The 21,357-nt window shown below is 64.9% G+C and carries 25 protein-coding genes; 13 read left to right on the top strand and 12 right to left on the bottom strand.

Annotated features, from left to right (window positions below):
- From CH281_RS05975 to CH281_RS05960, 4 genes are all read right to left on the bottom strand, one after another.
- A partial coding sequence (locus CH281_RS05975) for a biotin carboxylase N-terminal domain-containing protein (protein WP_141214848.1) occupies positions 1–130 on the bottom strand: 130 nt, incomplete at its 3' end.
- A gap of 14 nt (positions 131–144) precedes the next feature.
- The gene (locus tag CH281_RS05970; protein WP_032370696.1) at positions 145–369 is read right to left on the bottom strand and encodes an acyl-CoA carboxylase epsilon subunit; all 225 of its coding nucleotides are present in this window, start codon (positions 367–369) and stop codon (positions 145–147) included.
- Complete coding sequence (locus CH281_RS05965; RefSeq protein WP_094623309.1) at positions 366–1,976, bottom strand: acyl-CoA carboxylase subunit beta; 1,611 nt, start codon at positions 1,974–1,976, stop codon at positions 366–368. The genes CH281_RS05970 and CH281_RS05965 overlap by 4 nt, the downstream gene beginning before the upstream one ends.
- Positions 1,977–2,019: 43 nt before the next feature.
- Positions 2,020–3,162: an acyl-CoA dehydrogenase family protein gene (locus CH281_RS05960; protein WP_032383940.1), complete on the bottom strand. Its 1,143-nt coding sequence runs from the start codon at positions 3,160–3,162 to the stop codon at positions 2,020–2,022.
- A 93-nt stretch (positions 3,163–3,255) separates the two neighbouring features.
- Between CH281_RS05960 and CH281_RS05955 the strand changes: the two genes are divergently transcribed.
- From CH281_RS05955 to CH281_RS05930, 6 genes are all read left to right on the top strand, one after another.
- Entirely contained in the window at positions 3,256–3,837 is a 582-nt protein-coding gene (locus CH281_RS05955) for a TetR/AcrR family transcriptional regulator (protein WP_230074079.1), read from the top strand.
- Positions 3,838–3,917: 80 nt separating this feature from the next.
- Entirely contained in the window at positions 3,918–4,937 is a 1,020-nt protein-coding gene (locus CH281_RS05950; protein WP_027496194.1) for an LLM class flavin-dependent oxidoreductase, read from the top strand.
- Positions 4,938–5,021: 84 nt separating this feature from the next.
- The gene (locus CH281_RS05945) at positions 5,022–5,828 is read left to right on the top strand and encodes a transglutaminase-like domain-containing protein (protein ID WP_027496193.1); all 807 of its coding nucleotides are present in this window, start codon (positions 5,022–5,024) and stop codon (positions 5,826–5,828) included.
- A 114-nt stretch (positions 5,829–5,942) separates the two neighbouring features.
- A complete protein-coding gene (locus tag CH281_RS05940; protein WP_008718579.1) occupies positions 5,943–6,113 on the top strand; it encodes a CsbD family protein in 171 nt (56 codons plus the stop codon).
- Between the two features lie 88 nt (positions 6,114–6,201).
- Complete coding sequence (locus CH281_RS05935; RefSeq protein WP_174557318.1) at positions 6,202–6,459, top strand: lipopolysaccharide assembly protein LapA domain-containing protein; 258 nt, start codon at positions 6,202–6,204, stop codon at positions 6,457–6,459.
- A 28-nt stretch (positions 6,460–6,487) separates the two neighbouring features.
- A complete protein-coding gene (locus CH281_RS05930) occupies positions 6,488–6,703 on the top strand; it encodes a hypothetical protein (RefSeq protein ID WP_027496191.1) in 216 nt (71 codons plus the stop codon).
- Positions 6,704–6,714: 11 nt separating this feature from the next.
- On the opposite strand, the gene CH281_RS05925 is transcribed toward CH281_RS05930, so the two are convergent.
- The 3 genes from CH281_RS05925 to thiD all read right to left on the bottom strand — a co-directional run bounded on the left by CH281_RS05925 (position 6,715) and on the right by thiD (position 9,468).
- Positions 6,715–8,220, bottom strand: a complete 1,506-nt coding sequence (locus CH281_RS05925) for a Mur ligase family protein (protein WP_094693392.1) — start codon at positions 8,218–8,220, stop codon at positions 6,715–6,717.
- Positions 8,217–8,522, bottom strand: coding sequence for a membrane protein (locus CH281_RS05920; protein ID WP_032368863.1), 306 nt, complete (start codon positions 8,520–8,522; stop codon positions 8,217–8,219). The genes CH281_RS05925 and CH281_RS05920 overlap by 4 nt, the downstream gene beginning before the upstream one ends.
- A gap of 154 nt (positions 8,523–8,676) precedes the next feature.
- Positions 8,677–9,468 carry a bifunctional hydroxymethylpyrimidine kinase/phosphomethylpyrimidine kinase gene (gene thiD, locus CH281_RS05915; protein ID WP_032364704.1) on the bottom strand — a complete coding sequence of 264 codons (792 nt, stop codon included), beginning with the start codon at positions 9,466–9,468 and terminating at the stop codon, positions 8,677–8,679.
- 238 nt (positions 9,469–9,706) lie between these two features.
- Between thiD and CH281_RS05910 the strand changes: the two genes are divergently transcribed.
- The 7 genes from CH281_RS05910 (at position 9,707) to CH281_RS05880 (ending at position 15,933) form a co-directional block, all read left to right on the top strand.
- The gene (locus tag CH281_RS05910) at positions 9,707–10,144 is read left to right on the top strand and encodes an SRPBCC family protein (RefSeq protein ID WP_094693390.1); all 438 of its coding nucleotides are present in this window, start codon (positions 9,707–9,709) and stop codon (positions 10,142–10,144) included.
- A gap of 171 nt (positions 10,145–10,315) precedes the next feature.
- The gene (locus CH281_RS05905) at positions 10,316–11,686 is read left to right on the top strand and encodes an APC family permease (protein WP_094693388.1); all 1,371 of its coding nucleotides are present in this window, start codon (positions 10,316–10,318) and stop codon (positions 11,684–11,686) included.
- Complete coding sequence (locus CH281_RS05900) at positions 11,683–13,275, top strand: phytoene desaturase family protein (protein WP_094693386.1); 1,593 nt, start codon at positions 11,683–11,685, stop codon at positions 13,273–13,275. The genes CH281_RS05905 and CH281_RS05900 overlap by 4 nt, the downstream gene beginning before the upstream one ends.
- 157 nt (positions 13,276–13,432) lie before the next feature.
- Positions 13,433–13,783, top strand: a complete 351-nt coding sequence (locus CH281_RS05895; protein ID WP_139278545.1) for an STAS domain-containing protein — start codon at positions 13,433–13,435, stop codon at positions 13,781–13,783.
- A 31-nt stretch (positions 13,784–13,814) separates the two neighbouring features.
- A complete protein-coding gene (locus CH281_RS05890; protein WP_027496186.1) occupies positions 13,815–14,204 on the top strand; it encodes an STAS domain-containing protein in 390 nt (129 codons plus the stop codon).
- Positions 14,201–14,635 carry an ATP-binding protein gene (locus CH281_RS05885; protein ID WP_032368860.1) on the top strand — a complete coding sequence of 145 codons (435 nt, stop codon included), beginning with the start codon at positions 14,201–14,203 and terminating at the stop codon, positions 14,633–14,635. Before CH281_RS05890 ends, CH281_RS05885 begins: the two co-directional genes overlap by 4 nt.
- Positions 14,636–14,652: 17 nt before the next feature.
- On the top strand, positions 14,653–15,933 hold the full coding sequence (locus CH281_RS05880; protein ID WP_094693383.1) for a PP2C family protein-serine/threonine phosphatase: 1,281 nt from the start codon (positions 14,653–14,655) through the stop codon (positions 15,931–15,933).
- Here the strand turns inward: CH281_RS05880 and dctA are convergent.
- The 5 genes from dctA to CH281_RS05855 all read right to left on the bottom strand — a co-directional run bounded on the left by dctA (position 15,855) and on the right by CH281_RS05855 (position 21,355).
- On the bottom strand, positions 15,855–17,285 hold the full coding sequence (gene dctA, locus CH281_RS05875; protein WP_094693381.1) for a C4-dicarboxylate transporter DctA: 1,431 nt from the start codon (positions 17,283–17,285) through the stop codon (positions 15,855–15,857). The genes CH281_RS05880 and dctA overlap by 79 nt on opposite strands.
- Before the next feature lie 154 nt (positions 17,286–17,439).
- Positions 17,440–18,219, bottom strand: coding sequence for an ABC transporter ATP-binding protein (locus tag CH281_RS05870; protein ID WP_027496184.1), 780 nt, complete (start codon positions 18,217–18,219; stop codon positions 17,440–17,442).
- Positions 18,216–19,205: a FecCD family ABC transporter permease gene (locus CH281_RS05865; protein ID WP_094693379.1), complete on the bottom strand. Its 990-nt coding sequence runs from the start codon at positions 19,203–19,205 to the stop codon at positions 18,216–18,218. Before CH281_RS05865 ends, CH281_RS05870 begins: the two co-directional genes overlap by 4 nt.
- Positions 19,206–19,264: 59 nt before the next feature.
- Positions 19,265–20,311 (bottom strand): ABC transporter substrate-binding protein, encoded by a 1,047-nt coding sequence (locus CH281_RS05860; RefSeq protein WP_027496182.1) that lies wholly within the window; start codon positions 20,309–20,311, stop codon positions 19,265–19,267.
- A 114-nt stretch (positions 20,312–20,425) separates the two neighbouring features.
- Positions 20,426–21,355 carry an MBL fold metallo-hydrolase gene (locus CH281_RS05855; protein WP_236254067.1) on the bottom strand — a complete coding sequence of 310 codons (930 nt, stop codon included), beginning with the start codon at positions 21,353–21,355 and terminating at the stop codon, positions 20,426–20,428.
- Positions 21,356–21,357 lie beyond the last annotated feature (2 nt).

The following is a 21,357-nucleotide window of genomic DNA, read 5'->3' as shown; positions in this document are numbered from 1 at the left end:
CGGGTTCGGCGTACACAGCGACACTGGCCAGCCCGGCATCAGCGGCCGCCCGGATCACCCGAACCGCGATCTCACCACGATTGGCAACAAGAACCTTGGAAATCTTCTTATGGGAGGTAGAGGTGGTCATCTGTGCGAAGTCCTTCACTGGCCGAATCGGGCATTGACGAAAAGAGCTGGGGCACTGGCGAGTCCGTAACGATGCATATCTTCAGGTCGACCCCACAGATCGATCGGGGCCGGCACGTCCTCGGCCACCGACGACTGCGCGGCAGTCAGAACCGCAACGACAGCAGCGATCTCGGAGTCCGTCGGACTTCCGCGAAACGACCAACTATCCGACGCGGCGTCATGCTTCGCTGCACTCATAGTGGGATGTTTCCGTGTTTCTTCGGGGGCAGGGTCACTTGTTTGCGTTCGAGCAGCCGCAACGCGGTCACGATCTGCCCGCGGGTGTGACTGGGCGGGATGACCGCATCGAGATACCCGCGCTCGGCAGCGACGTACGGGTTGACCAACGTGTCCTCGTACTGCTGCTGCAACGTCAGCCGCAACGCATCGACGTCCTCACCGTTCTTCGCCGCCTCGAGCAACTGCTTGCGGTAGACGAACCCGACCGCACCCGAGGCCCCCATCACCGCGATCTGCGCCGTCGGCCACGCCAAATTGACGTCGGCACCCATGTGCTTGGACCCCATCACGTCGTACGCCCCGCCATAGGCTTTACGGGTGATGACGGTGATCTTCCCGACCGTCGCCTCCCCGTAGGCGTACAACAACTTCGCCCCCCGCCGGATGATGCCGTTGTATTCCTGCCCCGTCCCGGGCAGGAACCCCGGCACATCGACCAACGTGATGATCGGAACGTTGAAACAATCACACGTGCGGACGAACCGGGCTGCTTTCTCCGAGGCATCGATATCCAACGTGCCCGCGAACTGGGTGGGCTGATTGGCCACGATCCCCACCGACCGACCGTCGATCCGCCCGAACCCGACGATGATGTTGCGGGCCCGCCCCTCCTGAACTTCCAGGAATTCGTCGTCGTCGAGGATCCGGCGGATCACCTCGTGCATGTCGTACGGAGTGTTCGGCGAATCCGGAATCAACGTGTCGAGTTCGAGATCCTCCGCCGTCAGACTGTCCTCGATGGATCCGACGATCGGATCCGACGCCACCGTCCGCGGGGCATCGGCCCGATTGTTCGACGGGAGGTAGGACAGGAGGTCGCGGACGTAGTCGAGGGCGTCCTGCTCCCCGGACGCGACGTAGTGCGCGACCCCGGACTTCTCCATGTGGGTGTGCGCGCCACCGAGCTCTTCCATCGTCACGTTCTCCCCGGTGACGGTCTTGATGACATCGGGGCCGGTGACGAACATCTGACTGGTGCCATCGACCATGACCACGAAGTCGGTCAGGGCCGGGGAGTAGACGTGTCCGCCGGCGGCGGGGCCCATGATCACCGAGATCTGCGGGATCACCCCGGATGCGCGGACGTTGCGGTGGAAGATCTCCCCGTACAACCCGAGGGAGACCACACCTTCCTGGATGCGGGCCCCGGCGCCTTCGTTGATGCCCACCAACGGCCGTCCGGTCTTGATCGCCAGGTCCATCACCTTGACGATCTTCTCGCCGTAGATCTCCCCCAAACTGCCGCCGAAGACGGTCGCGTCCTGGGAGAACACGCACACATCACGGCCGTCGACCGTGCCGTAGCCGGTGACGACACCGTCACCGAAGGGGCGATTGTCACCCAAACCGAAATTCTGTGATCGGTGCCGCGCCAACGCATCGAGTTCGACGAACGAGCCCTCGTCGAGCAGGGCGGTGATCCGCTCACGCGCGGTCAACTTGCCCTTCGCGTGGACCCGCTCCACCGCCGCCTCACCCGACGGCATCTCCGCAGCCCCCAGACGTTTACGAAGATCGGCCAATTTACCCGCAGTGGTATGGATATCGGGTTCGGTTGTCGTCATGCAGATGTCCCCTACGTGTGTGTGGAAAGCAAGGTGCGGATGGTCAGTTGGTCGCGAGTGATCGGGCGATGACGAGACGCTGAATCTGGTTGGTGCCCTCGAAGATCTGCGTGATCTTGGCGTCGCGCATATAGCGCTCGACGCGGAAGTCTCTGGTGTAGCCGTACCCGCCGAACACCTGCACGGCGTCGGTCGTCACCTTCATGGCCGCATCGGTAGCGATCAGCTTGGCCACAGAAGCGTTGCGGGAGTATGGAAGTCCGGCGTCCCGACGACGAGCCGCGTCGAGATAGGTCGCGCGTGCGGAGTCGACTGCGGCGGCCATGTCCGCCAGCACGAACCCCAGACCCTGATGGTCGATGATCTTCTTGCCGAACGCAGTGCGTTCCTGCGCGTACTTCACGGCATCGTCGAGCGCAGCTTGCGCGATTCCGACTGCTACAGCGGCGATTCCGAGCCTTCCGGCGTCCAGCGCACTGAAGGCGATCTGCAGTCCTTGACCTTCCGCTCCGATGCGCCATTCGGTGGGAACGTGCACGTTGTCGTAGTGCGCCGACGTGGTCGGGATCGCATGCAACCCCATCTTCTCCTCGGGCTTGCCGAAACTGAGGCCTTCGGTCCCGTCCGGAACGAGGAAACACGATATCCCTTTGGAGCCTTCGCCGGTGCGGGCGAACAGGTTGTAGAAATCAGCAACACCGCCGTGGGTGATCCATGCTTTGGACCCGTTGACCGTGTACCCACCGTCGGCCGCGCTCGCCTTGCAACTCAGGGCCGCTGCGTCGGAACCGGCCTGCGCCTCGGACAGCGAATAGGCACCGATCTGCGACCCGCCGAGCATGTCGGGAAGCTTGTCGGCCTTCTGCTGATCGGTACCGAACGCCATCACGGGATAGCAGGCCAAACCGTGCACGCTCACCGCGACTGCGACGGCCGCCCATCGTGATGCCAATTCCTCGAGTACTTGGAGGTACACCTCGTACGGTTGGCCTCCGCCGCCCCATTCCTCCGCGTACGGCAGGCTCAACAGTCCGGCTTCGCCGAGAGTGGCGAACACTCCCGTCGGATAGGTCTCGTTGCGCTCGTGTTCGTCGACGATCGGGTCGAGCACCTTGTCTGCCACATCGCGGGTCAGCGCGAGAAGGTCGCGCGCTTCGGCGGTGGGCAACAGACGAGCGACGGGCACTAGAACCTCCGGGATGTTCGGCATCAGTACTGAAGAATGATCCGCAGTACTGATGCACAGTACTGCACAAGACGATGCAGTACCATCCTGGATGTGAACGCACCCGTGACCTCGCATGCCACGGCTCGCCGTTCGGAATTGTTCGACCAACTCGTCAGCCTGTTCCTGGCCGAGGGGTTCGCTCACCTGACGCTCGACACCATCGCGGCTCGCCTCCGCTGCTCCAAATCCACCTTGTACACGTTGGCGTCGAGCAAGGATCAGCTGGTGGGCGGCGCAACCGTGCACTACTTCAAGTCCATGACCACCCAGGTCGAGAATGCGGTTGCCGAGGTCGACGGAACCCGCAACCGCATCACCACGTATCTCACCGCAGTCGGTGCCGCTCTGGAATCTGCGTCCGAGCAATTCATGACCGATCTCGCGTCGCTCGAATCGGCCCGTTCGGTGTACGAACGCAACACCGCAATCGCGGCACGACGGGTCCAGGAGCTGATCAGCGAGGGTGTGGCCAGTGGCGAGGTACGCGACGTCCATGCGGCATTCGTCGGTGACGTCGCATCCTCGGTCATGGTGCGCATCCAGACGCGCGAGGTGTTCCGCCTGACCGGTCTGAGTGACGGCGATGCCTACCTCGAGCTGGCGAAGTTGTTGACGGCGGGTATCGGGGCGTAGTTCCGGAACCGGGAATGAATCGACCCGGCTGTGCGCTGAGTCGTACGAACATAGTTGATCCTTCAACGAAAGAGCACACGATGAAGAAGATCGGATTTCTGTCCTTCGGACACTGGTCACCGTCCCCGCAGTCGCAGACCCGATCGGCATCGGATGTGCTGTTGCAGTCGATCGACCTCGCGGTCGCGGCCGAGGAACTCGGAGCCGATGGTGCGTACTACCGCGTCCATCACTTCGCCAACCAGCTCTCGTCGCCGTTTCCGCTGCTCGCCGCCGTCGGAGCCAGGACGAGCACCATCGAAATCGGTACCGGCGTCATCGACATGCGGTACGAGAATCCCTTCTACATGGCCGAGGATTCCGGCTCTGCCGACCTCATCTCGGGCGGGCGGTTGCAACTCGGCGTGAGCCGGGGATCGCCCGAACAGGTCATCGAGGGGTACCGCCACTTCGGATACTCCCCCGCGGAGGGCTCCGACCACGCAGACATGGCTCGCGAGCACACCCGCATCTACCTCGACCTGCTGGAAGGCAAGGGCTTCGCTCAGCCGAACCCGCGGCCGATGTTCCCCAACCCGCCCGGCCTGCTGCGCCTCGAACCTCACGCACCGGGTCTGCGCCAACGCATCTGGTGGGGCGCAGGCACCCGCGAGACGGCCGAGTGGACGGCGCGCCAGGGCATGAATCTGATGAGCTCCACACTTCTCAGCGAAGACACCGGGGTGCCTTTCCATCAGTTGCAAGCCGAACAGATCGAACGCTTCCACAAGACGTGGAGCGACGCGGGCCACGACTTCGCTCCTCGAACATCCGTGAGCCGCAGCATCTTTCCGATCGTCAACGATCTCGACCGCGCCTACTTCGGCCGAGAGGGCAGCGGTGACGACCAAGTCGGCTACCTCGACGGCGGCAAGGCTCGTTTCGGCAAGACCTACGCGGGTGAGCCCGATCGGCTGATCGAAGAACTGGCAGCGGACGAGGCGATCGCCGCCGCGGATACTCTGCTGCTCACCGTCCCGAACCAGTTGGGTGTGGAGTACTGCGCACACGTTCTGGAGACGCTGCTGCGCGACGTGGCCCCCGCACTGGGGTGGCGTTGATCACTCGGTGACCAGGGGCGATTGGTTTCGGCGGATACGGGTACTGGCAGCAGGTTCACCCGCCCCCACCTGCCAGGAGTCCTCATGCTCAAACGCGACGTATCCGCGCGCCTCGATGTAGACATCACCGCCGCCACCACGCTCGAATTCCAGATCGCCATCGCACCGCACCCCGGTACGACGGTCACCGAATCGCTCTCCTTCGTTCTCGACGGTAATCCCGTCGAGGCGAAGGAGGTCAGCGGACCGCACGGCAACCGCATTCACGTCATGCCCGCCGACGTCGGCAACTTACAGGTCTCGTACGACGCCACCATCCTGGGCAACACCACCCCGGCCCCCGTCACCGACTACGACATGTCGCTCTACCTTCGGCCCAGCCGCTACGCCGAAGCAGACAAGTTCTACGGTTTCGCCGCAACAGAATTCGGCGATTACGCCGATTCCGAGGAACTGCTGGCCAAGATCTCCGCCTGGGTGGGCGCACGTCTGAATTACGTTCCAGGAAGCAGTGATCCGATCGACGGAGCCGTCGACACGCTGCTCGCAGGCCAGGGAGTGTGCCGCGACTACTCGCATCTGGTCGTCGCGATGCTGCGCGCTGTCAATGTTCCTGCCCGCCTCGTGGCCGTGTACGCGCCCGGATGCGATCCGATGGATTTCCATGCCGTCGCCGAGGCGTTCGTCGGCGGCCAGTGGCGTGTCGTCGACGCCACGTGCCTGGCACCGCGGTCCACTCTGGTCCGCATTTCGGTAGGCCGCGATGCCGCCGATACCGCATTCCTGGACAACCACAAGGGTGCCATCACGCTGAACAGCTCCGTCGTCACAGCAGTGGTCGACGGCGAGCTTCCGCACGACGACATCACTGAGCTGGTCTCCCTCACCTGACCGCCGCGGTCGCTCGAGTGATGCAGATCACTTTCCTGCGACGTTTGCTTTCGGCCTCGAAAACCGACTATCTATCCGTTACCAACAATCACAGCCACCCGAAAGGTGCACACCATGAGCTTCATCGACAAGGCCAAGAACGCAGCAGAAGACGCCATCGGCAAGGCGAAGGAAGTTGTCGGCGACGCAACCGACAACAAGGACCTCGAAGCCGAGGGCAAGAAGGATCAGGGTTCGGCCGGCGTCAAGAAGGTCGGCGAGAACATCAAGGACACCTTCAAGTAACCAGCAGCCCCGCATCGAGTGCCGCCGGTCACCGCGATCGGCGGCACTCGGTTTCTGCTCACCTTCCACTTTACAGAACGGAACCCTCATGATTGCAACATCGGACACCACAACTACCAAGCGCCGCGGCGGATTCGCCTCGAAGTTGGCCCTCCTCGTCACGGTCGTGCTCGTTGCAGCACTGGTCATCTTCGTGCTGCAGAACACCGTTCACAGCACGATCAACTTCCTCGGCTGGAACTTCGATCTCGGGCAGGGCGTCGCAATGCTCGGTGCAGCCGTCGTCGGAGCGATCATCGCGCTGACGGCGACAGCAGCAGTCAAGGTTCGACGGGCCGTCCGCTGACAACCTCCCCCACGACAGGACTTCCCGCATGATCCCGCTGCTGGCCCGCAAGTATCTTTACCGCTACCTTGTCGTCGCGATCGGCTTGCCCATTGCTGCCCGGCTCCTGGCATTTGCCGGCGTGAGCCTCGAAAAGCGAACGGGCAGAGCCAATGTCGTATCCAAGGCCCTGAAGTCCGCCGGCAGGTTCGCACAGCGTCGAGCAGACAAATCCGCTCGGAAACGTACGTCCGCAGCGCAGTAGCGGGAACGCGTTCAACTCCGCGCGACGTGGGCGGCGAGGACGTCGCGCAACACCTCACGGTCGTCGAATCGCAGGATGTGGTCGCCGTACACTTGTTCGGCATCGCAGCCCCGGCCCGCCACGACCACGGCATCCCCGGGCTGAGCAATGGCCACAGCATGCTCCACGGCACGCCGCCGGTCGGCTTCGACTACCACCACCGCTGAGCGTGCAGCCCGAGCTCCCTCTTCCACTGCGGCTCGGATGGTGCCGGGGTCCTCCGACAGCGGACTCTCGTCGCTGACGATCACCACATCGGCCAACGTGGCTGCCGTTCGCCCGAGTGGAAACCGCTTACCCGGGTCACGTTCGCCCGTTGCCCCGACGACGACGATCAGTCGACCCGAGACCACGCTGCGGACGAACGGCAGCAGCGCCCGCTGACCTGCCGTGTTGTGCATGTAGTCCACGACGGCCAGGAAAGGCTGTCCGACGTCGACACGTTCGAGGCGGCCGGGAACGGCGTCGAGGCGTTCGAGTCCTGCCGCGACTGCTGCGATGTCGCGGCCGGCCGCCAACGCCATGGTCAGTGCGGCCAGAGCGTTCTCGGCCTGGTGCGGACCCAGCAGAGGTAGGCGGATCTCGACATCGCCCATCGGGGTTCGCGCTGTCAGGGACGTTCCGACGTCGGTGCACTCGATGTTCTCGCCGCGAACATCGGCACCGCGATCGGCCGTGGACCACGTCCAACAGGGAATATCGAGGCGTCCCGCCAGGATTCTGCCGTGCGGATCGCCGACGTTGACCACAGCGCGTGTCGATCGGTGCGCCGAGAACAGCTCGGCCTTCGCGGCGAAGTAGTTGTCCATGTCTCCGTGGTAATCGAGGTGATCCGGCGTGAGATTGAGGAACCCCATCACCGCGAAACGGAGACCGTCGACGCGATGCTCGGTGACGGCGTGAGAGGACACCTCGAGGGCAACCGCCGTAGCGCCCTCGTCTCGGAAACGGCGCAGAGTCCGATGCACTGTGGCCGCCTCGGGCGTAGTTCTGGCCGATTTTTCCTCGCCGCGCGGCCCCGCCAAACCGATTCCGGTCATGGTCGCCACGGAGTCTCCCGCCGCAGCGAGCCCGGCTCCGAGCAGCAGGGTGGTACTCGTCTTTCCGTTGGTCCCGGTGACTCCGTACAGATCGAGGTCTCGGTGCGCGAACCGATGAATGCGAGCGCACACCTCCCCGACCCGGCGGCGGGGGTGCGGCACGACGAGTGTCGGCAGAACCGTCGAGGCCCGGTCCGACAGCGCCGCCACTGCCCCTCGGGCCTTGGCCTCGAGCTCGAAGTCGAGGCCGTGAGCTCGGCGGCCGGGCAACGCCACGTACAGGTCACCGGGACGAACCGTTCGCGAATCGTCGCTTGCCCCGGTCACTCGCACGGAACGAATCGGCGGCGCAGCGCCGATCGAGAGTGCCAGCTCGTTCAGTTCCACGCCGACGCCGATCGACGACGTGCCACCCCTGCCGAGATCGGGCTCGATCAATGCCCCGCAGGGTCGGTGAGGCTCTTGCCTTCCTGTGCCTTGACCCGGCGACGCTCGAGCAACACCAGAACCGTGCCTGCGACGAGCAGAACGGGCGCGAGGACCGCGCCCGTCCACGCCCACCCCTCGAACCCGTAGCCGGCCGCGGTCAAGGTCAGACCGAGGCTTACCAGCGCGAGACCGATGCAGATGTAGCCGGGCCAATTGCGCGCGTCGACGATCGCTTCCCCGGCGTGCCCGCGCATCGTGCGGTCGTCGTCGTTCGCTTCGGCACCGGAGTCGGCGGGGTCATGTTGGGCCATGGTGTCTCCTCGACTGCTGTTCGCTTCACCGGCGACGCATTCCGGGCCTGCAGGAACACGTCGATTACGTCAGTGTCCCCGCGGCGAACCCGTCCAAACATGAAGCCTCGCAGCACTCGAGGCAGACCCGTGATCGATATCCGGGCCGGCGGGCTCAGTTCTGCCAGGCGACGGCAGCGAACGGAGCGTGACTCGACAACCGGCCGACGATGCCGGCATGCGCGAAGTCCTTTGCCGTGGCCACTGCGTCGAGCACGCCGGATCCCTTGGCCAGCTCGGCGGTGATGGCAGCTGCGAACACGCATCCTGCGCCGGACACCCTTTCGTCGCCGATCTTCGGGGCGCGCAGGACGGTGAGGTCCTGTCCGTCGAACACGACGTCGACGGCTTCGTCTCCGGGTAGGCCGGCGCCACCCTTGACCACGACGTACTGGGGGCCGAGGTCGGCGATCCTCTTGGCTGCCTCACCGAGATCCTCGACGGTGTCGATGGAGTCCATTCCGGACAACGTCGTCGCCTCGAACAGGTTGGGTGTGATGACGGTGGCCAGCGGAAGAATGTCGCGACGGAGCGCATTGTCGGTGTCGAGAGCCGCACCGGGTTCCTGGCCCTTGCAGATCAGCACGGGATCGACAACGACATGACGCCACGGCTGCAGGCGCAGTGATTCCGCGACCGTGGCGACGGTGGCGGGGGTGCCCAGCATGCCGATCTTGACGACATCGAGATCGTGAGCGGCGGTGGCCACTTCGATTTGATCTGCGATCACCGAACTGTCGATCGGCACGAAGCGGTGGCCCCATTCGGCCTTCGGATCGAAGGACACGATGCACGTGATGGTGCCGACCCCGTAGACCCCCAGCCGCTCGAACGTCTTGAGATCTGCTTGCAGACCGGCCCCGCCGGTGGCTTCCGAACCTGCGATCACGTAAGCGATTGTCGACATCGGCCCATTATGGCAACCGACGCCCCATACCGCGCCGGGGTGGTCGAGAAGCCGCGTGCGCCGGGCCCGCTGCCGCGTTGTGCCCCGGCTCAGTGGCAGGTAGCGTCACCGATATCCGAGTCGAGTCCAGGCCGGTCCCCCACTGCGCAACCGCCGTACGTGTGCCCCGAGAACGGCGGCATAACAACGCTTTTCGTTCGGCGTAGCGGCGTACCGAGATGACGACGGAGGTCCGAGCGTGACGACGAAACGCGACACCACAGCTCGATGCGAGGACGTGTGGAACGTTCTTGCCGATGGCTGGTCCTACGCAATGTGGGTGGTCGGTGCATCCCGAATCAGAGCGGTCGACGCGGCGTGGCCTGCTCCCGGCAGTGTCATCCACCATTCGGTCGGGGCCTGGCCGCTCGTGCTCAGCGACGTCACGTGCTCGGTCGCCGTCCACGAGAACCGCGAATTACAGCTGGAAGCCCGGGCCATGCCGTTCGGACGCGCCTCCATCACCGTCCGGCTGCACCCGACCGCAACCGGCTGCACGATCGAAATGATCGAGCACGCGAGCACACCACCGTTCGAGCTCGTGCCCAACCGGGTTCAACATGCGCTGTCTCACCCCCGAAATTCCGAGGCACTCAGGCGTCTCGCACTGTTGGCGGAGCGCGCATCGAACCCGTAGAACCTGCCGGGTCGGGCACGGCCCGCTCACCGAAACGTCTGTGCCGCAACGGAACGGCCGAACACGGTTGAAGACCGAATGCAGCGGGCATGCGATTCACATGACTCCCCCACTTCGTCGATCGATTCGACCTGTCTCCAGCACCGGCCCCCGAAGCGGGAACCGGCACTGATGGCGTCCGACCACAGTCCGAGCGTCCACCCGGACGGCTCCGAGTCCGACGGGTCGTCGACGCCACTGCGCCGGGCGATCTCGGGCAAGTTGTTGTTCGTCTTCATTCTCGGTGACGTGCTGGGTGCCGGGATCTACGCTCTCGTCGGGGAAATCGCGGGTGAGGTCGGCGGAGCGATCTGGCTGCCGATGCTGCTCGCTCTCCTGATGGCCTTGCTCACTGCGGCGTCGTACGCCGAATTGGTGACCAAGTACCCGCGAGCAGGCGGGGCGGCGGTGTTCGCGCAGCGAGCCTTCGGGCGACCGATAGTGTCGTTCCTCGTCGGATTCTCGATGCTCGCGGCTGGCGTGACGAGCGCGGGAGGTCTGGCGCTGGCCTTTTCGGGCGACTATCTCGCAGTGTTCGTCGATGTGCCCGCCGTGCCTGCGGCGGTCGTCTTCCTACTTCTCGTCGGACTTCTCAATGCCCGCGGGATCACCGAATCTCTTCGGGCCAACCTCGGTATGACGGTGATCGAGGTGTCCGGTCTCGTCGTGATCATCGCCCTGGCCGGGCTCGTTCTGAGCCGCGGCGACGGCGCGCCGTCACGGGTGCTCGAATTCACCGACGACACCACGCCGACGCTGGCAGTGCTGGGGGCGGCTCTGCTCGCCTTCTACTCGTTCGTGGGGTTCGAGACTTCGGCCAACATCGCCGAGGAGGTCGAGAATGTGCGGCGGGTGTATCCCCGGGCTCTGCTCGGAGCCGTCACCACGGCCGGAGTGGTCTACGTGCTGGTCGGTCTCGCAGTCTCGACGGTCGTTCCGGCGGATACGCTGGCCCAGTCCACCGGTCCGCTGCTCGAGGTCGTCGACGCCGCCGACGCCGGAATCCCACCGTGGGTCTTCAGTCTGGTCGCCCTCGTGGCCGTCGCCAACGGCGCCTTGCTGACGATGATCATGGCGTCGAGATTGACCTTCGGCATGGCCCGCGACGGATTGCTTCCGGTCGCCCTGGCCAAGGTGCTGCCCGGCCGCAAGACTCCGTGGGCGGCCGTTGTCGCGACAACTGTGGTCGCAATGGTGTTGTGCACCACCGGCTCCGTGGCCGCACTCGCCGAAACGGTGGTGCTGCTTCTGTTGTTCGTCTTCATCAGTACCAACATTGCTGTGCTCGTGCTGCGTCGAGACCGATCCGACACCGACCACTTCCGAACGCCGACGGCGCTTCCCGTCCTGGCGTTGATCACGTGCGCCGTGCTGCTCACTCAGCAGTCCGCGGCCACGTGGCTCCGCGCCGGGCTGCTGCTCGCAGTCGGAATCGCGCTGTACTACGTCGGTAGGGTTGTGAGCAACAAGACCGAGACCGAGCCCAGGAGCATCACCCGATGACCACCACAGAGGTCGACTCAGTCGTCATAGGTAGCGGTCACAACGGATTGGTCGCCGCCGCGGCGATGGCCGACGCGGGGTGGGACGTCGTGATTCTCGAGGCGGCCGAACTACCCGGCGGCGCCGTCCGCAGTGCCGAACTGGTTCCTGGATTCACCAGCGACCTGTTCAGCGCGTTCTACCCGCTGGCTGTGTCCTCGCCCGCCATGACAGCACTCGAGCTCGAGCGTCACGGACTGACGTGGTCTCACTCGCCGACGGTCTACGGCCACGCGCGATCCCCGGAGGACACCGACGCTCCGGTCGTCCATCACGACGTCGAGGCGACCGCTGCTCTGTTGCGTGAGCACGACGTACGCGACGGTGACACGTGGCTGCGCCTGTTCGAGCAGTGGGAACGTATTCGCACTCCCCTGCTCGGTTCGCTCTTCGGGCCGTTTCCACCGGTACTGCCGGCAGCACGATTGGCGCGCACTCTCGGCGTCTCCGAGACACTGCGCTTCGTCCGGTTCGCTGCGTTGCCTGCACGGGTGATGGCCCACGAGCTGTTCCACAGCGAGGCCGCGCGGTGCCTGCTCCTGGGCAATGCGATGCACGGCGACGTACCCACCGACGCGCCGGTGAGCGGAATGATGGGATATCTGCTGACGATGCTCGCGCAGGACGTCGGGTATCCGGCGCCCGTAGGTGGATCGTCGGCATTGACCGACGCGTTGATTCGCCGGGCCCAGGCCTCGGGTGCTGTGCTGACGTGCAGTCGACCCGTCGAGTCCATCGACGTGCGGGGCGGTCGTGCACGCGCCGTGCACACGACGGGTGGCGAGACGTTCCGCGCTCGTCGAGCGATCGTTGCCGACGTGTCGGCCCCCGCGCTGTACGGGTCGTTGCTGCCCTTCGATGCGGTCCCGCGTCGCGTGCACGACGACTTACGTACGTTCGAGTGGGACACCCCGGTGGTCAAGCTCAACTACGCTCTCGACCGTCGAATACCTTGGCGCTCAGCATCTTTGGCCGACACAGGCACCGTCCACCTCGGTGCGGACGACAACGGCCTGGTCCATTGGGCGGCCGATCTCACGACCGGGGTTCTCCCGCAGAGCCCGTTCATGTTGTTCGGCCAGATGACCACAGCGGACCGGTCCAGATCGCCCGAGGGCACCGAAAGCGCTTGGGCCTACACACATCTGCCACGCGGCGTCGTCGACGACTCGGCCGCCGAGACCGTCGCCGACCGCGTCGATCAGGTGTTGGAACAGCACGCCCCGGGATTCGCCGATTCGGTGGTGGGACGGGTGGTGCAGAGACCGAGTGATCTGCACGGCGCCGATGCCAACCTGCACGGCGGTGCGGTCAACGGTGGTACCGCACAACTGCAGCAGCAGTTGATCTTTCGTCCCACGCCAGGATTGGGGCGCGCGGAGACCCCGGTGGAAGGATTGTTCCTCGGGTCCGCGTCCGCCCACCCCGGGGGCGGAGTCCACGGTGCGGCCGGGGCCAACGCCGCTCGGGCCGCACTCGGCCAGCGAGGGGCGCGCGGATGGGCGCGAAAGAAAGTCACCAGTGCACTGATCGAATTCCTGACCCGATGACGGCGTTATCGAAACGAGATCTTTCGTTACCGACTCGAGATCGTCGACATCACCGTCCGACATCTCGCACTGGCATCGTTGACTACACAACAAACCAGCGAGCAGGCGGAGACACCAGCCGGCCGCGCACTTCTCCGGAAGAGGTCTCGACATGTCGATGAGCATTGCCACCATGGACAACGCCGTTCGCGACGACGAAGCCGAGTTCCGACTCGACACCATCGTCCGTTCCGACGGGAACAACATCCTGCGCGCCTTCGGTGAACTCGACATGTCGACCCGGGCCGAATTCGTACACGGCCTCGATCGCCTGGCCGCCGTTTCCTCCGTGGTCACGATCGACCTGTCCGAGGTGTCGTTCGTCTACTCGGGAGTCGCGAATGCCATCGTCGACGCGACCTACACCCACCCGGGCAAGATCGTCATCCACGCGCCGGCCCGTTCGGTGCGCATGGTCCTCGACGTACTGGGTGCAGGCGAGCTGTTCGTCGACGCGCCTGGATCGTGAATCGGACACGATGACAGGTAACCTCGGCCGTATGTCTGACGACCCGACCGGAGGACAGTTCGAGATCGTTTCGGATGTGCACGACGCGACAACCGTCATCACAGTCAGAGGCGAACTCGACCTGGATACGATTCCCCACTTGTCCGCCGCTGCGTTCCCTGCGGCCGACGCCGCGGAACGCGGACTGGTGGTCGACATGACCGATGTGAGCTTTCTGTCGTCGAGCGCCATCACCGTGTTGGTCCGAGTGTCCGACCGGCTGCCCGAATCGTCGCGAATGGCACTGGTCGCCGTCGACGGGGTGGTCGTTCGCCCGGTTCAGCTCAGCGGAATCGACCGGGTGATGGCCACGTTCACCACCGTTCCCGAGGCTGTGGCGCATGTGCAGTCGAGCGCGGTCGACAGTGAGGGTGGCCGATGACGTCCCACTCGCAGCCCGCCAGTCGATGGAGTCACACTGCGACCGCTGAGGCTGCCGCTGCCAGCGCCGCTCGGCGCCGACTCCAGGGTTGGGCGCTCGACCTGGGCGTGCATCGGACCCTCGTGGACGACATCGCTCTCGGGGCCTACGAAGCCCTGGCCAACGTCGTCGAACACGCCTACAGCTCCGCGCCCGAACCGGGGACGATGACGATCACCGCAGCGTACGAACGCGAGACGCTGACCGTCACCGTCTCGGACACCGGCACGTGGCGTCCGCCGGCACCGACGACCACACGAAGCCACGGGCTTCAGCTCGCCGAGGCAGTGTCCGACGACCTCACCGTCGACCACCGTCCAGGTCTGGGCACCGTGGTCACCGCAGTGTGGCGGAACCCAGTCACGGCCGAATCAACCGGCCGCCCCTCGTAATCTTGGTAGGAGAAGCCATGACCGCCTCGGCTGCCGAACTACTCGACTCCGCACCGTGCGGGGTTTTTTCGATCGACGTTGCGTCCGGCGACATCCTTTACGCCAACGCGGCGGCCGCTCGCATCACGGCACTGAGTCGGGACGATCTGGTCGGCACCGCAGTCACGGATCTTTTCAGCCCCGAGTTCGCACCGGTTTTGCGCGAACTGCTCGCGGCAGCCACGTCGTCCGACTCCGACTCGCCCATCGGAGTGACGGCGCAACTCACCGGCGCACCCGCATCGGGCTCGCAGACGGCGGTGTCGATGCTCGCCAACAGTTTGCGAGCGGTGTCCGGTGCGACGACGGTGACCATGACGCTGCACAACGAGACCGAGCGCCGAGTCCGCGAGCAGCACCTGATGGATGCGCGGATATATGCCGAGGCAGCTCAGGACGACGCCGAAGCAGCTCTCGACCGATCTCAGGATGCATTGGGCGCGTCGGAGGAAGCCCGCAAGTTGGCGGAAGCAGAGAAGACTCAGGTACAGATTCTGGCGTCGACTCTGCAACGCACACTGTTGCCGCCGATCCTGTCCGCGCCGACGGGCATGCAGGTGGCGGCCCATTACCACCCCGCGTCCATCGACGAAGTGGGCGGCGACTTCTACGACGTGTTTCCCCTCGACAACGCGACGTGGGGTTTCTTCCTCGGCGACGTGAGCGGAAAAGGAGCGGGCGCGGCTGCCGTCACGTCCCTGACTCGATACACGCTGCGGGCCGCAGCGGTCTTCGATCGGGATCCGATCGCCGTACTCGAGAACCTCAACACGGTGCTCCACCACGAGTTTCACGGCGACGATCCGCGTTTCTGCACCGTGGTCTTCGGTACCGTCGCGCCGGGACCCGACGGTGCCGTGGTGCACCTCGCCAGCGGAGGCCACCCGCCGGCTCTTCGTATCGCGCACGACGGCGTCGTCGAATTCGTGGACACCACCGGGGGGCAGTTGGTCGGAGCCCTCACCGAACCGCACTTCACCTCGGCGACGGTGACGATGCAGCCCGGTGACGTGTTGGCGTTCTACACCGACGGGCTGACCGAGGCGATCGTCGGCCCGGGCCGAACTCGTTTCGACGACGACGGCAGTCTGCACGCATTCGCCGCCGAACGAGGCCGGACCTCCGCGGCAAAGATCGTCGACGATCTGACCGAATTGTTGGCCTCGTTCGGTGACGGACTTCAGGACGACGTGGCGTTGCTCGCCTTCGAGGTTCCCCCGATCGATACCGATTCCGGCTCCGATCCGACCGGTTCGTAGTCCTTCGACTCCTCGATCGCCTCCAACGGCGGTACCTCCTCACCGTCGAGCACTCTGCGCATTCGGTCTTTGTCGAGTTGGCCCTCCCAGTTCGCCACGACGAATGTCGCGACGCAGTTGCCGAGAAGGTTCACCGATACTCGCATGGAGTCCATGATCCGGTCGGCACCGAGCAGCAACGCCACGGCCGCAACCGGGATGGACCCGTGCCCGATGGCCGCAACGGTCGCCGACAATGCGAGGAACGACGACCCCGGTACTCCGGCCATGCCTTTGGAGGTCAGCATCAGGATCAACACCGCAGCGATCTGCTCTCCGAGTGTCAGGTCGACGCCGAGAGCCTGCGCGAGAAAGAGAATGCAGATCGACAGATAGAGGGTTGCTCCGTCGAGGTTGAACGAATATCCCGTCGGAACCACCAGACCGGTGGTCGTGCGGGAGCACCCTGCCTCGGTCAGCTTGACCATGATGCGCGGCAGTACCACCTCCGTCGACGCCGTTCCGAGGGCGAGGAACAACTCGTCCTTGATGTACCGCAAGAACTTCCAGAGGTTGACTCCGGCGAAGTACCGCGCGACGGCCGCGAGAACGAGAATGAACAACACGGCAGCCAGGTAGCAGCACGCGATCAGTTTCCCGTAGCTACCGAGCGACGAAATGCCGTACTGGCCGACGATGTATGCCATCGCCCCGAAGGCACCGATGGGTGCCAGGCGCATGATCCAACCGATGATCGTGAAGAAGATGTGGCTGATGTGATCGACGAGTTCGAGCACGATCGGCGGGCCCTTCTCACCGAATTTCGCCAAGGCCAAGCCGAACAGCACGGCGAAGAACAGCACCTGCAGTAGCGCGTTCTCGGCGAATGCCGACACCACGGAGGTCGGAATGATGTTCAGCAAGAAGTCCACGGTGTGCGGCAACTCGCCGCTGCCGGTCTTCTGGTCGACGGCCTCGGCACCGGTGGCCAAGGTCTGCGGGTCGATGGAGAACCCGGAGCCCGGCTTGACGATGTTGCCGACCACCAGACCGAACACGAGCGCGAACGTCGTGATCAGCTCGAAGTAGACCAGGGCCTTGACGCCGATGCGGCCGACGGACTTGAGGTCGCCCACATGGGCGATGCCGATGACGACGGTGCAGAAGATGATCGGGGCGATCAGCATCTTGATGAGCTTGATGAAGCCGTCGGCCAGTGGCTTGAGGTCTGCACCCAGGCCCGGCCAGAGCCACCCGATCGCAATGCCTCCGACTATGCCGATCAGTAACTGGACGAAAAGCGATGCATACCAAGGCTTTCGGCGTACATCGGGTTCGGCTTCCCGGTCCGTTGCGGTCGGTCGTTCTGTCATGCGCTCACCGTTCGATCGAGTTTCCGTCGTGCTCGGCGACATCTCCGTCGCATCGCACCATGTTTCGGCGCGACCATCGTGCGCGAGAAATGTTTCGGCGATGTTGACGGTGATGGTCGATGGTGAAACCAGTCGACTCGATCGGCAGGTCGAGTTACACGTGCGCCCCGAGGCCGGGCTCGAATCGGATCGACGGACTGTTGTTCGGTCCATCGAGGGTCACATGGGCACGCACGCGGTACACCCGCGCGATCAACTCCTCGGTGAGTACGTCGGCGGGTGCGCCTGCTGCCACCACCCGGCCCTCGGACAACACCACGAGTTGCGTGCAGAACATCGCCGCCAGGTTCAGATCGTGCAGTGCGATGACGCTCGTGATGGGTAACCGTGCGACCAGCGCCAGCAGTTCGAGCTGATGATGGATGTCGAGATGGTTGGTCGGCTCGTCGAGCAGCAGTTCCCGCGGCTCCTGAGCCAGGGCGCGCGCGATCTGCGCGCGCTGCCGTTCTCCGCCGGACAGCTGATGCCACAGACAATGGGCCTTTCCTGCCAGACCCGTGTGCCGCAGTGCAGAATCCACGGCCGCCGCATCTGCAGCTGCGTCTCCGCCGAACGCTCCTCGATGGGGAATGCGGCCGAGCCGTACGACGTCGGCGACGGTGATGTCGAAGTCGGTGTCGGCGTGCTGACTCACCACGGCCACGATCTTCGCGACGTCCTTGCGACGCATCGCGGACAGCTCGGTTCCGTCTAGGGTCACCACACCCGACGTCGGCCTGACGGCACCGTTCATCAGATGCAGCAGCGAGGACTTGCCGGATCCGTTGGGCCCGAGCAGCCCGACGGTATCGCCCGGGCCGGGCTCGAGGGACACCCCGTCGACGACCAGCGCACCGCCGCGACGCCACGTGACATCGGTTGCCGAGAGTGTCATGACGCCTTCTTCCGTCTGGACAGGATGGCGATGAATGCCGGGACGCCCACCAGTGCGGTACCCACGCCGACCGGCAGCGGCGTCGGCGCGAACGCGACGCGCGACACCGCGTCCACCCAGACCATGAAGACCGCCCCGATCAATGCCGTGACCGGAACGAGCCGACCGTGCCTCGAGCCGACGAGGAACCGCGCTGCATGCGGCAACACGAGCCCGAGGAATCCGATCGCCCCTGCCACACTCACCAAGGTGGCCGTGATGAGGGCGGTCACGACCAGAAGTGCGATGCGAGCCTTGCGTACCGGGATGCCCAGTGAGGACGCCACCTCGTTGCCGAACGAGAACGCGTCGAGCACGAATGCGTAGTAGAAGCAGACGGCTGTCCCGACCGCGACGACTGCGGCGCACAGAATCACGTCGTCCCGGCGAACACCCTCGAGCGAGCCCAGCAGCCAGAACATGACGCCGCGGGTCTCGTCGGAATCGGCGAACGCGAAGATCACCAACGATGTCAATGCCGAGAACAACTGGGTCGACGCCACTCCGGCCAGAATCACGCGGTCGTTGTTGCCGCCGGAGAGTTGAGCGAGCAGCAGCACCAGTCCGAATGCCACCAGTGCCCCGATGAACGCGCCACCGGACAGTCCGAGCGCGGCCCCACCGACTCCGAGGATCCCGACCAGCACCGCGCCTGTGGACGCGCCGGAACTGATGCCGAGCACGAACGGGTCGGCGAGCGGATTGCGGAGCAGCGACTGCATGATGACCCCGCAGATCCCGAGGCCGCTGCCGCATGCAGCTGCCACGAGGCTGCGTGGGAGCCGTTCTTCCCACACGATCGCGTTCTTGGACACCCGGACGGGGATGTCCGCCAGTCCCAGGTGGTTGAGCACGACGTCACGCACGTTGACCAGCGAGATCTGGGCCGGCCCGAGCGTCATCGCGATCGCCACGGAGACGACCAGAAGGAGAACCCCGCCGATCATGACGGCGGGCAGGCCGATCTGTCGTTTCGCCGAGACGCTCGGCTCGGCCGTGGTGGCGCTCAGGACCGAGGCCCGATCTGGTTCAGGCCTGCGGTCAGCTTCTCGACGGCGTCGACCAGCCGAATCGAGGGGTTCATCTCGGCGCCGTGCAGCGAGATGTACCGCTTGTTCTTCACCGCGTCCATCGTGCTGGTGACCGGGTCCGATTCGAGGAACGCAATCTTGTCCTCCAGCTTGTCCCCGGGGAAGCGATTGCGGAGTAGGTCTCCGAGCACCAGTACGGACGGATCGCGGTCCACCACTGTTTCCCACCCGACCGCTTCCCAGTCGTCCTGCAGATCGGAGTAGACGTTGGTGGCACCGACCTGATCGGCGAGGAGGGCAGGCGCTCCGGAGCGGCCGGCGAAGTACGGGCTCTTGGTGTCTGCGAACCAGAACGCGATGCTCTCACCGGTCTTGTCGTTGCCCGATGTGGCCGCGTCCAGACGGCCTTGCAGTTCGCTGATCAAGCTCTCACCGCGTTCCTGGACGTCGAACACCTCGGCCGTTTCGCGAATGGTCTGATACAGCGCGTCCATGGTCAACGGGGTCGTCCGGGGATTGCCACCGTTGACGCTCAGGCCGTTGTCACAGTCGGTGGGTGCGAGATACGTCTCGATGTTCGATTCGGCGAAGCGGCTACGGTCTGCGACACCGCCCTGCTTGTAATGGCGGCCGAACGACGCGGTGACGAAATCCGGGTCGGTGTCGAGCACCACCTCGTAGGTCGGCGCGTTGTCTGCCAACCGCGGAACGGATGCGTTCGCCTCGGCGAGATTCTCGCGGATCGGATCCGTCCACGACGCTGTCCCGACCATGCGATCCTGCAGACCGAGCGACAGCAGGATCTCGGTGGAATCCTGATCGAGAGACACCACTCGCTGCGGCGGAGCGTCGACGGTCACCGACTGGCCACAGTTGTCGAGTACGAGCGGGTAGACGGTCTTGCCGTCGCCGCCCGTGGCCGCGGTCTGCGACACCTCCTCGGACTCACCACATGCGGTGATCAGACCTGCAGCAAGAACCAGCGACGAGAGGGCAGCGACGCGCCTCGTACCTTTTTTCACGGGGTGACCGAACTTTCTCGACGTACTGAGCGGGAGGACGAACAAGAGGAGAGGATACCCTGCCCTATCTTGCTCGACGACCGCCGCGCATTTCGGTCGCTCCCGTTCGGTGCCTCAGACCATGTCTGCCCAGGGGTCCGCACGCCGCCACAGCGTCGGCAACTGCAGGTCGACCCCATCTCTGCGTGCACAGGCGGTCAATACGTCGAGCGAGGTGCGCATGTCGTCGAAGGCGTAGGGCAGCGGCCGCAACGGCCTGTCGAGGGGCCGGAAGAAGTCGTCCCAATGCGTCAGCACGACGCGCCGAGCCCCCACCGACAACACCGTCTCCCGCCAATACTCGCCGATGTACTCGCGTGTTCGGCGCCCCAGCTGACCGATGGACAGGTACACCACCTCGGCGGAAAGGCCGTCGAGCATGCCCGCTCGGAACCCGGCGCTGCTGTGGACGAGAGCCCGCCTGCCGCTCGGACGGTGCTCGACTGCCATCGACCACGCCTCACCGCACCGGAACGCTCGCACCCGAGCAGGCTGCCGCAGTGGCCGGTCGATCGTCCCGTGAGCTCGGTCCGGATACGAGTGAACCGACTCGACGAACGTGACAGTGAAATGACCCAGTTCGACCGCGGAACCGTCGGCGACGACGGTGATGCGACCCTCGGGCATCCGCGCGCCCCGCCCGATCTGTGCCGTCGAAGCACCACCGACCAGGGCAGCGCCGGTGCGCAGTGCCACCGCTGCGGAGTCGAGGGCATGATCGAAATGAGAATGCGCGCACACCACCGCGTCGAGCGTCCCGATGCCCGCCCTACGCAACGCACTGTCGATTCTCGGGCCGTCCGAACGTAGCGGCAGCAGAAGGGTTTTCGGCAGGGACGGACGCGAGAAGAAACCGTCGGTCAGGATCGCCGACTCGCCGTCGTCGAACAGCACTGTGCTCACCCCGAGAAACGAGACCGACACCGGGGATCGGGGATTCGCCGATGCTGTGGTGGCGATCTCGGCCGCATCGGGCAGTGGGGGTCTACCGAGCGAACGCGGCACTC

Source organism: Rhodococcus sp. 06-221-2, from assembly GCF_002258365.1.
Taxonomy (GTDB): Bacteria; Actinomycetota; Actinomycetes; order Mycobacteriales; family Mycobacteriaceae; genus Rhodococcoides; species Rhodococcoides fascians.
This window is presented reverse-complemented; position numbering and strand designations above follow the sequence as displayed.